Below are 14,060 nucleotides of genomic sequence, written 5' to 3'. Positions count from 1 at the left end.
AGCTTGTTCTTGGTTGCAAAGACGCGGGTGTCAGGGACCTTCGCCGCCCGGCACCGGTCCGCGTTTGGGGTCCAGGACTTCGGCAGATACAGCTCCCGGTCCACCAGTGCTCTGCCCTTGGCTGAAACGTAGGCGGCGAAGACTGCGATCTGGCAGTTTTCCGTCCGTCCGGCCGTGCCCGAGTACTGCCTCTGCACCCCAGCGGAGGTGCTGCCCTTTCTTGAGGAAGCCGGTGTCGTCCAGGATCAGGACCCCGTCCGGGGTGCCGAGGCACTCGGCGACGTACTGCTGCACGTCGTCCCGGATCGCATCGGCGTCCCAGACTGCACCGTTCAGCAGATGCTGGAAGCCCGCTGGCCCGCGGTGACCTGCGTACCCGGCGAGCTGCCAGCCGTCTGGTTCGCGCGGTCCGTCGGCGCTCTGGAGGGAACGGCTCCCGTCACGACCCCATGGCTGTCGCACTCGCCCGGTGCGGACAGCTCGCCTCGTGAAGGAGAACGCGTCGCACTATGGGCGTGCCCGGTCAGGTCCATGCCCGGCGTTCCCGGCCGCGAGGGTCGTCGGTCTGCGTCCAGTCGGCGTCGATACGCATGGTGGCCCGGCGCACGGTGTCGTACGGGTCCCAGCCGGGATCGCCGGTCCTGGCGAACCGGATCCATGTCTCGTGCACACGGGGGGCGAGACCGGCGGGCGGTCTGTCGGGGCCGAGCAGGGCATGGGCACCGTGCAGCCGGGACAGGTGCGTGAGATCGAAGACGAAGGGGAGCTCCACCGCGTGGGTGGCACCCAGTTGTCCGTCCAGGGCGTGGGAGCGCCACGCGAACTCGTACGCGTAGGTGGCGCCACCGGACCGGTCGGTGTGTGCGTCGGCCAGGGCCCGGCTGCCCGCGCCGAACAGGGCGTCGCCCATGATGGCCGACCGCAGTTCGCCGAAGGCCGCCCTCGGGCGGGTCCTGCGGTACGTGTCCACGAGCCGGACCGGATCGGGATGCACACGTGCCGCGAGGGCATCGACGTCCGCACGGGTCGAGGTGCGGTAGGCGTCCGAGGGGACCAGGTAGAGGTTTCCCTCCTCCGTGTTGGTCCCGACGAGCAGGCCGACGTCGGTGCCTGGGCCCGCCGCGACGGATTGCGCGGGCTGGGTGTCCAGGACCAGGCTGAAAGGGCTGAGCCCGACCAGCGGATCGCGGTGGGTGGCCGTCCGCAGGTCCGTGCCGGCGAGCGCGGAGGCCGCTTCCACCAGGCGGGCGTCCGGGATCTCCGCGAAGGCGTCGACGTGCGGTTCGACGCCCAGGGTCCGGGCCGCCGCCCCGGTGACGCGGGCGGCCTGCTCGGGCGTGAACGCGCCCAGGCCGTTGCCGCTCTGGACGATCGCCCGGTGGAACAGTCCCGTGGCCTCGGGAGTGGCCAGGACGCCCCCGACGACGGTCGCTCCCGCCGACTGGCCGAACAGGGTGACGTTGTGCGGGGCACCGCCGAAGGCGGCGATGTTGTCCCGTACCCAGCGCAGCGCGGCCACGACGTCGAGCAGCCCGCGGTTGGCGGGTGCCCCGGGAAGGTCGAGGAACCCTGCGATGCCGAGTCGGTAGTTGAGGGTGACGAGGACGACACCGTCGCGGGCGAAGGCGGAACCGTCGTACAGCGCGGACCGCGTCGACCCGGCGACGAACCCACCGCCGTGGACGAACACCATGACGGGCAGGTCGCCGTCCGGGTCGGCGGGCGTCCAGACGTTGACCGTGAGGTAGTCCTCGCCACGGCTCCAGCCAGCCCCGAAGTAGGGGGACATGTCCAGACGGCCGAACTCGCGTCCGGGCTGCGGAGCATTGGGCCCCGGCGTCGTGGCGTCCCGTATGCCGTCCCACGGTTCGTGCGGGCGGGGCGCCGCGAACCGTCCGGCGCCACGGGGCGGGGCGGCGTAGGGAATGTTCAGGAACGCGGCGACGCCGCCCCGGCGCAGGCCGCGGACGGGTCCCCGCGTCGTGGTGACGACGGGGTTGGTGCGAGGGTTCACCGGAGTGCCTTTCCGCAGGGCTCAGCCCTGTTCGGGGTAGGGGACGAAGGAAGCCCAGTCCTTGATCGCGAAGTTGCCGCCGTCGCGTACCACGTGCGCGGCGCCGTGACCGCCCAGGTGCGCCGGCACGACGAGGGCGTGGTGGTCCGCCGCCCAGCCCAGGACCTTGCGGCGGGTGTCGCGTGCCTGCGCGGGATCCTCGCAAAAGCAGCTGTTGCAGTCCGGTTCGAGGATCTGTACCGGGCTGTGCAGCAGGTCGCCGACGAAGACCGCGCGGTCCGTACCGGAGGTGAGGATCAGTACGGAGGACCCGGGGGTGTGCCCCGGGGCGGACTCCAGGCGCAGATTGGCGTCGATCTGGTGGCTGTCCTCCCACAGCAGTGTCTGGCCGGCCTGGTGCACCGGGGCGACACTGTCCTCGAACACGTTCTGGTTGCCACGGCCGAGTACACTCGTGTGGCCGTTCTCCGGGTTCCAGAAGTCGAAGTCGTCCTTCGGCATCAGGTAGGTGGCGTTGGGAAAAGTGGGCACCCAGGTACGCCCGTCGAGATACGTGTTCCAGCCGACGTGATCGATGTGAAGGTGTGTGTTGATCACGATGTCCACGTCCTCGGGGCGGACTCCGGCGCGGGCGAGGTTGTCCAGGAATCCGGTGTCCATCCGGCTCCACACAGAGGCGTAGGGGCGCTCCTTGTGATTGCCCACGCCGGTGTCGACGAGGATGGTCCTGCCCTCGCTGCGCAGGAGCCAGGTCTGGATCGCCGCGTTGATGATCCCGGTGCCGTCGTCCAGGAAGTCCGGGACCAGCATGGTGCGGTGTTCTTCCCATGCCTGCGCGGGGCTGTCCGGGAAGAACGTCTCGGGGGTCATGTCCACAGGCCCGAAGTACTCCCGGACACGGGTGAGCGTGACGTCACCCAGGGTAATGGTGTTCATGGGTGGCTTTCCCTGCGCTTTCTCAAGGGCGACGAGGCCGGCCGGCGTGGCACGGCCCGTACGCGTCGGCGGTCTGGGCCGGACAGCTACCGGAAAGGCGCCGCTGACGGAGCGGCGGTGTCGAAGAGCCCGGTCATGTGAACGTCCTTACGGGAGGTGCGCCGCACGCCGATGCCGTCGTCGCGACGGGTGAACGGTGCGAAACCCATGTCAGCGGCAACACGGCGACCGAGCCAGACCGGACCGTGCCTATCCCCGGCCGGGTCAGGTTCCCGGCCGGCGAGGCCCGCATACTGGACCACATGAGCGGACAGCGAGAACTCGGGAACTTCCTGCGGACTCGGCGGGCTCAGCTACGTCCGGAGGACGTCGGGCTGCCGGACTACGGAGACCGGCGCCGGGTGCCCGGCTTGCGCCGTGAGGAACTGGCACTGCTGGCCGGCCTGAGTTCCTCGTACTACACCCGTCTGGAACAGGGCCAGTCCATGGGCCCCTCACCGGAGGTCCTCGACGCCATCGGCCGAGCACTGCACCTGGACAAGGCCGAGCAGCGCCACCTCCACGACCTGGCGGACCGCGCGAAGCGGCGTACGGTCGTCCACCGCCCGCCCGCCGAACACATCGACGCGGCGACCCTCGACCTGCTGGAGGCTGTCGGTGACGTTCCCGCCCTCGTCAGCGGGCGGCGCGGTGATATCCTGGCCTGGAACCGGACGGGGCACGCGCTGTTCGCCTCCCACCTCGACCCGTCCGGCCCCGCGAATCGCGGCAACCGGCCCAACCTGGTCCGCCTGATCTTCCTCGACCCCCGCACCCGCGCGCTGTACGCCGACTGGCCGAGCAAGGCAAGGGCCGTCGTCGAGAACCTCCGTATGACGGCCGGCCGTCACCCCGATGACACGCTGCTCACCTCGCTCGTCGACGAGTTGACCACGAGGAGTCAGGAGTTCGCCGCCATGTGGGCCGATCACAGGGTCAGCCCCTGTGACTCCGCGGTGTACGAGATGCACCACCCGCTGGTCGGCAGCCTCACCGTCCGGCAGCACAGCCTGCGTCCCCCACAGGACGAGGAACGGCACATCGTCCTCGCCATCGCCGAGCCCGGCTCACCGTCACAGGCCGCCCTCCGCCAGCTCACCCGGGCGACCGTCCCCTCAGCCCGTCAGGAGTGAAGTGCCGACAGCTCTGCCCGCACCGTCCTGTGCGAGGGGCCTTCCGACCACGCCTGGTGAGCCGACGGTGCCGGTAGCGGTTCTCCGGGTGCGCAGGCGCGGTTCCGCGCAGCCGGTCGAGACGGGACACGACCGGCCCGGCAGTGACACCGGGCAGCATGGCCGAGACGAGCACGGTGAACGTCACGACCGCCCACGGGCGAGGTAGTAGAGCGAGCCGGTGCCACGGAGGCCCGTAGGCCACGGTCTCCCAGCGCCAGGACCGCGGTGAACAGACGCCCGGCCTGCTCGGCGAAGTCGTACAGGCCGTCGTGGAAGCCGTGAGCGCGCTCCGCCGCCCGGATCGCACAGGCGGTGACGGTGTCGACCAGGGCGAGGCCGTGCTCGTGCTGACTGGCTTGCCGGCGGCGACGCCTTGCCGGTGGTCCGTCCGGCCGCCGGGACGAGTTCACCGCAGGTGGCGGCTTCGGCGAGGCACGCCGGGGTGCAGTACCACTCGCTCCGCTGGGCGCGCTGGGTGTGGCCGACCGGGGCCGGGGATTTGGCGAGCGGCAAGTCGGCGACGCCCTGGGAATCGACGTCAGCCTCCAAGCTGGAGCCGCTGCGGGGGAAGCTGGTCAGACTCGTCGACCGCGGCTGGCTGCGCAAACTGCCCGACGGCCGGTTCACCACCCGCCTGTGACCTACCCCGCCGCCCGGAGCGGCGCGGGCCTAACCACGGTGCCCCCGGCGGCCGTTGGAATCGTGTGACGAAAACCGAGAAGCACGCCGAGGGCACCTGCCGGTTTGTCTACCAGTGCCGTTTGCCGCTATCCACGCGCACCGTCAACCACCTCGCCGATCCGCTACGGCGTCACCTGAAAGTGATCCGGTCCAGGTGGCGGATCCTGCCGCCCGGGAAGATCGCGGTGATCGTCCTGGCCGTGCTGCGCCACGACCGGCGCCTGGCCGACATGGCGGCGGCAACAACGCGTCCGAGTTCACCGACCGCCGCTGGCGCGACGAGCTGATCACCCTGCTCGCCGTGCAAACGCAGCGATTGGACCGCGCCCTGGAGAAGGTCGCCAGGCAGGGCGGGGAGGTGGTCCTGATCGACGGCACCCTCATCGCCACCCAGCGCCGCACCGGAAAGGCCGACCGGCGGAACTACTCCGGCAAACACCACCATCACGGCCTGCACTTCCTCGCCCTGTCCGACGAGCGGGGTCGACTGATCTGGATATCCACGGCCCGGCCGCACCCACGACAACACCGCCGCCCGCCAGGAGCACGTCCTGGCCCACCCGCGCGCCGCCGGCCTCAGGGCGCTGGCGGACCTCGCTTCCGCAGCCTGGACAACGACGTACTCGCCCATGTCATCGTCACCGGCTTCCACACCAGCCGCACCCACAAGCTCACCCCTGGCCAGAAGACCGCCACCCGCGTCCTCGCCATCGGACGCGCACCGGTCGAACACGGTTTCGCCCACCTCAACAACTGGCGGTCGCGCGCGTCCGGCCGCACCCGGCGGCGGGCGCACCGGTGCGGTGCGCCACCGCGTCCGGCACGATGTCGTCCGCTCCTGAGAGCTTCGGCACGCCGCGGGTGTCAGTCGGTCCGTAGGCCGTCGAGAAGAACGGTCAGCACCACGAGGTGACCGTGTGCAGGGTCGGGCTCGAGTCCCAGCACGCATCCCTGTACCGCTGGGGCGCCGGTCAGCCGCAGCACTGACTGCCAGGCCAGATCCCGGCGAAGACGTCCCTGGCCTTGAGCGCGTTCGATGACCTTCCGGGTGAGGTCGAGGAGTTCGTGGCGCTGCTGGGCGACAGCGGGCCCGCCGTGCTGGTCCAGGGAGCCGGACAGTCCCGCGTTCTGAGCGGTGCGCAGGGCCAGGCTGGTGAACAGCGAGGAGAAGCCTTCCCAGGCGTCATCGCAGTTCAGCGCCTGGTGTGCGGTGTCGGTCAGTTCGGTGAGGATGTCACTCAGCACCGCCGCCATGAGCTGGTCGCGTTCGGGGTAGCGCCGGTAGACGGTGCCCACACCGACGCCGGCCTCCCGAGCGATCTCGTGGTAGCTCACGTCCAGCCCGGTAGAGGCGACGGCACGACGCGCGGCCGCGAGGACCCGCGCGGCATTGCGCTGGGCGTCGGCACGCACGGGCATCGCCGCCCCCTGGGTCGTCGCAGACCGCTCCGTGTTCATCGTCCCATCTTATCTATAAATGGACAGCTTCTGTCCGCTTCCTCTACTCTCGCAGAAACGGACAAGATGTGTCCGCTTGTTTGGCTCGTGCGAGAGGTGCGAAGCATGGGGTCCCGCGTGTGGCTGGTCACCGGCGCGTCCGGCGGGTCAGTCAGGCTCTGGACAGTGAGGTTCTGAGCGGAGGTGAGCGAGTGATCGCGGACACGCGCGACGACGAGCCGCCGCAACCGCTTGCCGCCGCCTTTCCCGGGCGTCTGCGCACCGTGAGCGTGGACATCACCGAGACCGGTACGCTGCGTTCGGTACTGGATGACGCGATCACCGGGTTCGGCCGCCTCGACGTCGTCGTCAACAACGCCGGCTACGCGCTGGCGGGCCCCTTCGGGGAACTGGACGACGCGGAGCTGCGCGCCCAGTTCGAAGTGAACTCCTTCTCCGCCGCCCATGTGCTGCGCGCCGCTCTGCCCCACCTGCGCGCGGCGAAAGCGGGCCGTGTGCCGCAGATCAGCTCGCTGGCGGGTCAGATCGGTGCCCCGGGTATGAGCGCCTACACGGCCGGCAAGCGCGCCTTCGAAGGTCTGAGCGTCTCACTGGCCACCGAACTCACCCCGCTCGGCATCCGGACGACGATCGTGGAGCCCGGAGCAGCCCGCACCGACTTCCGCGCCGACTGGGCGAGCCGGCTGCCCGGCAGCGCCGCCCTCCCCGACTACCTCCCCGCGCACGAAGCGCTGCCGCGCTCCGTCGGCGCCGTCGGAGGCCAGGCCGGCGACCCCGCCCGTATGGCCCAGACCCTCGTCGTCCTCGCCGACATGCTGAGCCCCCCGCTGCGCCTTCCTCTCGGCAGCGACGCCGTCACCGGCATCGCCGAACGCCCGCAGCGACCTACTCGAAGAACTACGCCGATTCGCGACGCTGAGCGCTTCCACCGACCACACAAAGGCGATCTGACATGCCCGAGCACCGCACCACCAGCCGTTTCGCCGTCGTCACCGGCGGCAGCGAGGGCCTGGGCCTGGCCATCGCCGCTGCCCTCGCCCGCGACGGAGCGGACCTGATCCTCGTCGCCCGCAACCGCGACAAGCTCGAGACCGCCGCCAAGGAACTCGGCCGGCACGGCACCGTCGTCCACACCATCCCCGCGGATCTCTCCGCGCCCGACGCCCCCGCCCGGATCGCCGCGCGCGTCGGAAACCTGACCGACCGGGTCGACACCCTCGTCAACAACGTCGGCACCGCACACTTCGCCTCCCTTGCCGACACCACGGTCGACGAGATGAACACCATGTGGCACCTCAACGTCCAGGTGCCGCTGCTGTTGAGCCGGCAACTCCTGCCCGCCCTTGTGAACGCTCGGGGCAGCATCATCAACATCAGCAGCTACTGGGCCCGCAAAATGGTCGCCGGCCGTCATTCGGCCGCCTACTCCGCCACCCGCGGAGCGCTCAACTCCCTCACCCGGGCACTGGCCAGCGAACTCGGCCCCCAAGGAGTCCGTGTCAACGCCATCGCTCCCGGCGCCGTCCGCACTCCCCGGTACGAACGCTCCTGTCTCGCCCCCATGACCGCAGAGGAACGCACCGCCCACGACGAGCAGATCGAGCACTCCTACCCCCTGGGACGCCTGGGCACTGCCCAAGACATCGCCACCGCGGCCACCTACCTGGCCTCGGCCCAGTGGACCACCGGCACCATCCTCGCCGTCGACGGAGGCCTCACCATCCGCTGACTCCCGCAAGCTTCCTACCTGGCTCAACGCCGTGAATGAATGACCAGGTCGCGGGCATCGGGCAGATGGTTCGTGCCGGAAACCCGCGCGACCCCCTGCACATCGGCCGCCAGCACAGCCCGGACAGGTCCGCCTCGGTCAGCAGGCCGCCCACCTCCGGGCCCAGGGCGTTGGCGAGCGCCATGATGGCCCCGTACAGGGCGAAAGCCGTGCTGCGGTTCTGCCTTTCGAAGGTGATGGGAAGGGTGGCCAGGATCCGCAGGACCATGATGGCCGCTCCCACACCCTGGAGGGCGCGGGCCCAGATGAGCAGGCTCGGCCCGGCGGCGAGGCCGTGGTGAAGATAGCGGTGCCGACGAGCGGGATCCTTCGCCGGCCGTGGAAGTAGCCGAGGCGACCGCCCGTGATCAGCCCGACGGCCGCCGCCAGAAACAGTCCTTGCCCGGGCAGGATCACCGCGACACCATCGACGGGCTGGGCATCCACTTCCTGCACGTCCGCTCGCCGGAACCGGACGCGTTCCCGCTCGTGCTCACGCACGGGTGGCCGGGTTCGGTGCTCGAGTTCCTGGAGGTCCTCGGCCCGCTGACCGACCCCCGCGCGCACGGCGGTGACCCGGCGGACGCGTTCCACGTGGTCGCGCCGTCGTTGCCCGGGTACGGCTGGACTGACAAGCCGTCGACGACCGGGTGGGGCATCATTCGCATCGCGCGCGCCTGGGACACGTTGATGGTCTCGCTGGGTTACGAACGGTACGGCGCGCAGGGCGGTGACTGGGGCTCGGCGGTGTCCGCGGCGCTGGGCGAGGTGGCGCCCGATCGGGTCGCCGGCGTCCACCTGAACCTGGGATCCGTGGCGGCGGGCACGTTCAACGACCCGACGCCCGCGGAGCTGGCAAATCCGGAGGCCGAGAAGGAGATGCAGCGCACCGGCCGGGGATACTCGGCGATCCAGGCGACCCGGCCGCAGACGCTCGGCTACGGCCTCACCGACTCCCCGGCCGGGCAGGCGGCCTGGATCGCCGAGAAGTTCTGGGCGTGGACGGACAACGACGGCCATCCCGAGGACGCGTTGTCGCGGCAGACGATCCTCGACGAGATCTCGGTCTACTGGTTCACCGCGGCGGCCACGTCGTCGGCGCGCCTGTACTGGGAGAGCTTCGCCAACTTCCGGGACAAGGTGACCGCGCCATCCGGGCTGTCGGTCTACCCGCGCGACATAACCCGCCCGTCGAGGCGGGAGGCCGAGCTGCGGTTCACCGACCTGCGCTGGTTCGAGGAGCTGCCGCACGGCGGCCACTTCGCCGCACTGAAGCAGCCGGAGTCGTTGGTCAAGCAGGTACCTGGATTCTTCCGCCTGTTCCGCTGACGGACCGTCACCAGTTCTGCGAACGGCCCGCGAGTGATCACGTTTCGGCAGGTCGCCGTGCGCAGAAAACCTCTCACAACCAGGGCGTTGTGCCCAACGGTCCTGAGAGACTGCTTGGTGGACCGTGCGCCCGATCAAGCCGCGAGTGCGGTGGAACGCAACGAATGCCACAAGTGTGAAGCCCCGGCCGGGACCGTGCCGCACCCGGACCGGCGGATGCGCGACGAAGTGCCACACCGCCCGCTTTACCCTTGTCCCCGCACTCTGCGAAGAACTCGACGTTCCCGTACCCGACGACCGCGGCCCGGGACTGACCTGGACGCCGGGTCCGCCTGTCGAGGAAGCCCCGCCAAGCGCCGCCGCGAAGCCGATACGGATCGGTACGCCCGCTGCTGGACCGCTCAGCAGGAATCCAGTCCCAGCTCGATGCGCTGGAGCGCGCCGAGTGCGAGCGTGTCTTCTCCGAGGAGATCGGATACGTGCCTCAGCCGTGGTTCCTTACCGCGGCGAGGCACTGGTCGTAGAGGTCTGCCAGGTCGATCCGTCCGTCATGTCCGGCCCAGAGTTCGGTTGCCGTGTCGATACAGGCGAAGACCGTCGCGACGATCGCCCTGGCCTGCGTGTCGGGAGCCGGATGGCCGGGGCCGTTGCCCAGCCGCGCCCGGACGACGGGGACGAGTTCGGCCTGCCAGCGCAGTCGCTTCTCGATGTAGCGGGCACGCAGCGAGGGCGTCTCGAAGATGAGGCGGGACAGCTCCAGCGCACGCTCAGGGGGGTGGTTGGCGGTCAGGACGACCTCGAAGCCGGCGCGCAGGGCATCCCAGGCGGACATCCCGGCCGGCTGCTGCTCGACGGTCCGTTTCAGCAGCTCGCCCAGCGCCTCCTGGTCGCCGCAGACCAGGTCCTCCTTGGTTCCGAAGTAACGGAAGAGGGAGCGCTGCGAGATCCCCGCCTCCCGCGCGATCTGCGCGATCGTCGTCTGCTCGTAGCCCTGCTCGGCGAACAGGCGTACCGCCGTATCCAGGATCGCCTGGACGGCGACCTGCCGCGAACGCTCCCACAAGGTCGTCATGGACGCCAGGATACGCCTCTGGACAGCGACCGCCTACTTGGCATTAACTGCCAGGAAGGCAGCGACTGAAAGAAGGATCGCCATGTCGGCCGTCGATTACCACGGACACACCACTCTCATCACCGGGGCCAGCGCGGGCCTCGGTGCCGAGTTCGCCCGCCAGCTCGCCGCCCGCGGCTCCGACCTGGTGCTCGTCGCCCGCCGCAGGGACCGCCTGGAGAAGCTGGCCACCGAGCTGCGCGAACAGCATCGGATCCAGGTGCACGTGGTCGAGATGGACCTGGCCACGGACCACCCCGGGCAGGCGCTGGCCGCGCAGGTGGGCCGGCTCGGCCTGCACGTCACGAGCCTGATCAACAACGCCGGGTTCGCCACCTTCGGCCCCTTCCATCAGGCGGACCCGGACCGGCTGCGCCGGGAGATCGCGGTCGACGTGACCGCGGTCGCTGACATCAGCCGTGCCTTTATCGGTCAACTGCGCACCGCGGGCCGCGGGGTACTGGTCAACGTGGCGAGCATGGCCGCCTACCAGCCCAACCCGCGCATGGCGCTCTACGGGGCGGCCAAGGCGTTCGTGCTCAGCCTCACCGAGGCCCTGTGGGAGGAGTCACGCGGCACCGGTCTGCGGGTGCTGGCGCTGTCCCCCGGCGCGACCCTGACCGAGTTCTTCGGCGTCGTGGGAACCCCACAGGCCGCCGGAGGGACCAGGCTCGCCTCACCCGTCGACGTCGTCCGCACCGCGCTGGCCGCCCTGGACCGCAAAAACCCGCCGCCCAGCGTCATCGCAGGCCGTATGAACCGGGTGATGGCCTTCCTCGCCCGACGCCTGGCCACCCGGCGCCAGGTCATCCGGGCCATCGGCCGGCTCACCGCCAAGGGGGCATGACGATGGGCGGAAAGGCCGTAGCGACTCCCGAACTCATGCCGGTCGTCCCTGTGGCCTTGCCGTTCCGAGGGCGACACGCGCCGATCGGGCGGGTGGACAAGACGGTGACGGGGCTTTCGGACCAAGCGAGCCTGCGAGGTCAGACTCGAAGGGGCCCGCCAGCGCGTAGCCGGCGTTGTTGACGACGACGTCGAGGCGGCCGAACCCGGTGATCGTGTCATCCAGTACCGGACGCAGCGTACCGGTCTCGGTGATGTCCACGCTCACGGTGCGCAGACGCCCGGGAAAGGCGGCGGCAAGCGGTTGCGGCGGCTCGTCGTCCGAGCGGGACCGCGGAGATATTCGATGGCCGGGTGGCCCCAGAGGCGTTCGGTCTCCTCGTCGCTGCGGGCTTCCCCGAGGCAGGCGGTGATCAAGTCGCGGTCCCCGCCGTCGCATGCCCGGCGTGCATTGTGGTCTTCGGTCAGCAGGCGCAGGTGTCCGTCGAGGAGGAGGTAGGCGCGGGCGTCGCCGGACCAGGCGACCGAGAACAGGCCGCCGGGGACGTGGACGGCGACGACGGCCGCCGCGCAGGGCAGACCGTGGCCGGCGGTGCGGGCGGGTTCGGTGGCGTAGTGGCCGTACTCGGCGCGCAGCCCGGCCTCCGCATCCGCGCTCCCGGCGGCCCGCGCGGGCCAGGCGGCGGGCGGCGGTGCGGGTCCAGGAGCGGACGGCCGGGGTGTCGCCGACGCCGTCGAGCAGGGCGTAGGTGCGGGTGCCGTCCGGCGTCGTGAACACGGCGGTCGCGTCGCACTGGAAGGCCCGGTCACCAGGCCGCTGTGCGGTGGCGTACGACGTCACGGCCAGGTCCTCGTCCATGTCCTCGCGCATGCGGCAAGCCGCTTCCGGTGAACGAGCGAGAGGTGATCTCATGCGACGAACTGAGTACGACGCGGGCCAGGCGGCCAAGCGCCTGAAGGTGCCGGCAGCGGCCTTCCGGTGGGCCCGGCACACCGGCCTCGTCCCCGCTCCCGACGTGCCGCCGTCTCACTGGTCCCGGGCCGCCGTGGAAGCTCTGGACGCCGACGCCATCCGGGTCGCGATGCCCACCCCGCCGATCGGCAGCGGCGCGGCGGCGGACCGGATCGCTGCCGCGCTCGGCACCCCCAACGTGATCGGTGAGAAGGCGAAGGTGAGGGCGTTCGTGGTGCGCCGGTTCGTCGACCGCGGCCTGCTGGCCGACCTGAGCGCGACGCCGGACGCGACGCTGCACCACCCCGACCAGGTCGACCAGGTCTGCCGGCGCGAGGACCTGGCGGAGCTGGTCGCCGCCGACACCCCGCTCGGGCCCGAGCAGGCGGCTGCCCGGTTGGGGGTGCGCCGCGTGGACTTCGACTGGATGGTCCGGCTCGGCTGGGTTCGCTCTCCGCAGTCGGTCGAGGTCCGCTTCGGTACCAGCCGGGCCGGGGCCGTCGACGTCGCCCTCTACCGGTCCGCCGACGTCGACGCGATCCCCGCCGCCCACCCGGAAGTCGACTGGGAGCAGCTGCGCGCGGTGGAGAAGGGCCGGCGCTCGCCGCTCGCCGCGCTCGCGAAGCAGGCCGCCCCGGTCTGACCTGTATGACGCCGCCTCTCCCCGGTGTGTGGTGGGTGGGGCGGCGTCGCCCTGCCGGGGGCCAGCCGCGCAGCGAATCGAACGGTCGTGCTGGTTGGTCGATATCCTGTGGACGAGGTGACAGGAAAGGTCACCCGGATGTCGGACCGCACGGAACATTGCAGTAGCGCAAGATTCATTTCAGTACGCCCTTCAGTAGCGCACCAGGTTCTTCAGTCATCTGTCGCACTGCGTTTGAGGCCGCAACTGGCCGATGGCACTGACACGTCCTTGAGGCATGACGTCTGCTACATCCGAACCACCATCCAGCACCCCGCCGTCATGGCAGCACTGCGGCCACGGCGCCACAGCGGCCGATCCAGTCGGCTGCCGCGGAGTCCACGTCGGTGACCACACCGCTTGCTTGGCTCACCTGGACGAGGCCGACCGCACCGCCTACCTCGCGGCACTGTCACCCGGCACCGACACAGACCACCGTGGCACCCCCTTCGCCCCTGAGCTGCTGAACCAGTTACTTACAGCCCTTTGTGACCCCACAACCGGTCAGCCCCGCATGGGCGCCGCCCGGTTCGACGAGGCATCCTTCTCCGGCGACGCCAATTTCCGCGAAGTGACGTTCTCCGGAGACGCCCGGTTCGACTGGGCGTCCTTCTCTGGCGACGCCCGGTTCGTTGGAGCATCCTTCTCCAGAGATGCTGTGTTCGACGGGGTTTGGTTTGAGACGGTGCCGCACTTAGGGCCGCTGGTGTGCAGGCAGCGGGAGGTGTTGGACGGCGCCGTGTTCCAGCAGCCGGTGACGTTGGAGATTGCCGCAGATCAGGTGAGCTGTGCGCGCACCCGGTGGGCATCGACCGCCATGCTGCGTCTGCGGTACGCCGAGCTGGACCTAAGAGACGCTGTCTTCGAGTACCCGGTTGTGGTCGCTGCTCAATCGACTCCCTTCCGTTCCCGCAACGCCGCAGACAGCTTGGTGTCTGAGACAGAGCTGTCCGGCGAGGAACCCGGCGTGCGCTTGGTGTCGGTGGGCGGGGCCGATGTCCTGCATCTAGGCCGTTTCTTTCAGATCATCGGATCGTTGGTCTGGGTGTGTCGTTGACTGACGCCCAGT

General features: G+C 70.2%; 15 protein-coding genes and 1 pseudogene. 9 read left to right on the top strand and 7 right to left on the bottom strand.

Annotated features, from left to right (window positions below; all coding sequences use genetic code 11):
- The 3 genes and pseudogenes from ABD350_RS07905 to ABD350_RS07895 form a co-directional block, all read right to left on the bottom strand.
- A pseudogene (locus tag ABD350_RS07905) lies at positions 1 to 462 on the bottom strand (IS701 family transposase); the annotation flags it as partial.
- A gap of 61 nt (positions 463 to 523) precedes the next feature.
- Complete coding sequence (locus ABD350_RS07900) at positions 524 to 2,014, bottom strand: carboxylesterase/lipase family protein (RefSeq protein WP_344347081.1); 1,491 nt, start codon at positions 2,012 to 2,014, stop codon at positions 524 to 526.
- A 21-nt stretch (positions 2,015 to 2,035) separates the two neighbouring features.
- Positions 2,036 to 2,950 carry an MBL fold metallo-hydrolase gene (locus tag ABD350_RS07895; protein ID WP_344347080.1) on the bottom strand — a complete coding sequence of 305 codons (915 nt, stop codon included), beginning with the start codon at positions 2,948 to 2,950 and terminating at the stop codon, positions 2,036 to 2,038.
- A gap of 302 nt (positions 2,951 to 3,252) precedes the next feature.
- On the opposite strand from ABD350_RS07895, the gene ABD350_RS07890 reads away from it, so the two are divergent.
- The 3 genes from ABD350_RS07890 (at position 3,253) to ABD350_RS07875 (ending at position 5,758) form a co-directional block, all read left to right on the top strand.
- Positions 3,253 to 4,122, top strand: coding sequence for a helix-turn-helix domain-containing protein (locus ABD350_RS07890; RefSeq protein WP_344347079.1), 870 nt, complete (start codon positions 3,253 to 3,255; stop codon positions 4,120 to 4,122).
- Positions 4,123 to 4,579: 457 nt separating this feature from the next.
- Entirely contained in the window at positions 4,580 to 4,804 is a 225-nt protein-coding gene (locus tag ABD350_RS07880; protein ID WP_344347078.1) for a non-structural maintenance of chromosomes element 1 family protein, read from the top strand.
- A 114-nt stretch (positions 4,805 to 4,918) separates the two neighbouring features.
- Positions 4,919 to 5,758, top strand: coding sequence for a transposase family protein (locus ABD350_RS07875; RefSeq protein ID WP_344347077.1), 840 nt, complete (start codon positions 4,919 to 4,921; stop codon positions 5,756 to 5,758).
- Here ABD350_RS07875 and ABD350_RS07870 read toward each other — a convergent pair.
- Positions 5,710 to 6,303: a TetR/AcrR family transcriptional regulator gene (locus ABD350_RS07870; protein WP_344347075.1), complete on the bottom strand. Its 594-nt coding sequence runs from the start codon at positions 6,301 to 6,303 to the stop codon at positions 5,710 to 5,712. The two genes, ABD350_RS07875 and ABD350_RS07870, sit on opposite strands and share 49 nt — an antisense overlap.
- Positions 6,304 to 6,494: 191 nt before the next feature.
- Between ABD350_RS07870 and ABD350_RS07865 the strand changes: the two genes are divergently transcribed.
- Positions 6,495 to 7,361, top strand: a complete 867-nt coding sequence (locus ABD350_RS07865; protein WP_344347074.1) for an SDR family NAD(P)-dependent oxidoreductase — start codon at positions 6,495 to 6,497, stop codon at positions 7,359 to 7,361.
- A complete protein-coding gene (locus ABD350_RS07860; RefSeq protein WP_344347073.1) occupies positions 7,256 to 8,032 on the top strand; it encodes an SDR family NAD(P)-dependent oxidoreductase in 777 nt (258 codons plus the stop codon). The genes ABD350_RS07865 and ABD350_RS07860 overlap by 106 nt, the downstream gene beginning before the upstream one ends.
- Here ABD350_RS07860 and ABD350_RS07855 read toward each other — a convergent pair.
- On the bottom strand, positions 8,019 to 8,300 hold the full coding sequence (locus ABD350_RS07855) for a hypothetical protein (RefSeq protein WP_344347072.1): 282 nt from the start codon (positions 8,298 to 8,300) through the stop codon (positions 8,019 to 8,021). The two genes, ABD350_RS07860 and ABD350_RS07855, sit on opposite strands and share 14 nt — an antisense overlap.
- Before the next feature lie 170 nt (positions 8,301 to 8,470).
- Here ABD350_RS07855 and ABD350_RS07850 point away from each other — a divergent pair, with 170 nt between their 5' ends.
- Positions 8,471 to 9,400, top strand: a complete 930-nt coding sequence (locus ABD350_RS07850; protein ID WP_344347071.1) for an alpha/beta fold hydrolase — start codon at positions 8,471 to 8,473, stop codon at positions 9,398 to 9,400.
- Positions 9,401 to 9,884: 484 nt separating this feature from the next.
- Here the strand turns inward: ABD350_RS07850 and ABD350_RS07845 are convergent, their stop codons facing one another.
- Positions 9,885 to 10,472 (bottom strand): TetR/AcrR family transcriptional regulator, encoded by a 588-nt coding sequence (locus ABD350_RS07845; protein ID WP_344347070.1) that lies wholly within the window; start codon positions 10,470 to 10,472, stop codon positions 9,885 to 9,887.
- Between the two features lie 82 nt (positions 10,473 to 10,554).
- Between ABD350_RS07845 and ABD350_RS07840 the strand changes: the two genes are divergently transcribed.
- The gene (locus ABD350_RS07840) at positions 10,555 to 11,358 is read left to right on the top strand and encodes an SDR family NAD(P)-dependent oxidoreductase (RefSeq protein ID WP_344347069.1); all 804 of its coding nucleotides are present in this window, start codon (positions 10,555 to 10,557) and stop codon (positions 11,356 to 11,358) included.
- A 263-nt stretch (positions 11,359 to 11,621) separates the two neighbouring features.
- Here the strand turns inward: ABD350_RS07840 and ABD350_RS07835 are convergent, their stop codons facing one another.
- A complete protein-coding gene (locus ABD350_RS07835; RefSeq protein WP_344347068.1) occupies positions 11,622 to 12,167 on the bottom strand; it encodes a hypothetical protein in 546 nt (181 codons plus the stop codon).
- 101 nt (positions 12,168 to 12,268) lie between these two features.
- Here ABD350_RS07835 and ABD350_RS07830 point away from each other — a divergent pair, with 101 nt between their 5' ends.
- Complete coding sequence (locus ABD350_RS07830; protein WP_344347067.1) at positions 12,269 to 12,952, top strand: hypothetical protein; 684 nt, start codon at positions 12,269 to 12,271, stop codon at positions 12,950 to 12,952.
- A 403-nt stretch (positions 12,953 to 13,355) separates the two neighbouring features.
- Complete coding sequence (locus tag ABD350_RS07825) at positions 13,356 to 14,048, top strand: pentapeptide repeat-containing protein (RefSeq protein ID WP_344347066.1); 693 nt, start codon at positions 13,356 to 13,358, stop codon at positions 14,046 to 14,048.
- Positions 14,049 to 14,060 lie beyond the last annotated feature (12 nt).

The sequence above is a fragment of the Streptomyces nogalater genome (assembly GCF_039532885.1).
GTDB lineage: Bacteria > Actinomycetota > Actinomycetes > Streptomycetales > Streptomycetaceae > Streptomyces > Streptomyces nogalater.
Note: the sequence above shows the minus strand (reverse complement) of the source record. Positions and strands in the feature narration are given on the sequence as shown.

Excerpts from the sequence above, each read along its gene's own strand:
- ABD350_RS07895 (WP_344347080.1), bottom strand. The coding sequence starts at position 2,950 with ATGAACACCATTACCCTGGGTGACGTCACGCTCACCCGTGTCCGGGAG.
- ABD350_RS07890 (WP_344347079.1), top strand. The coding sequence starts at position 3,253 with ATGAGCGGACAGCGAGAACTCGGGAACTTCCTGCGGACTCGGCGGGCT.
- ABD350_RS07870 (WP_344347075.1), bottom strand. The coding sequence starts at position 6,303 with ATGAACACGGAGCGGTCTGCGACGACCCAGGGGGCGGCGATGCCCGTG.
- ABD350_RS07860 (WP_344347073.1), top strand. The coding sequence starts at position 7,256 with ATGCCCGAGCACCGCACCACCAGCCGTTTCGCCGTCGTCACCGGCGGC.
- ABD350_RS07855 (WP_344347072.1), bottom strand. The coding sequence starts at position 8,300 with ATGGTCCTGCGGATCCTGGCCACCCTTCCCATCACCTTCGAAAGGCAG.
- ABD350_RS07845 (WP_344347070.1), bottom strand. The coding sequence starts at position 10,472 with ATGACGACCTTGTGGGAGCGTTCGCGGCAGGTCGCCGTCCAGGCGATC.
- ABD350_RS07840 (WP_344347069.1), top strand. The coding sequence starts at position 10,555 with ATGTCGGCCGTCGATTACCACGGACACACCACTCTCATCACCGGGGCC.
- ABD350_RS07830 (WP_344347067.1), top strand. The coding sequence starts at position 12,269 with ATGCGACGAACTGAGTACGACGCGGGCCAGGCGGCCAAGCGCCTGAAG.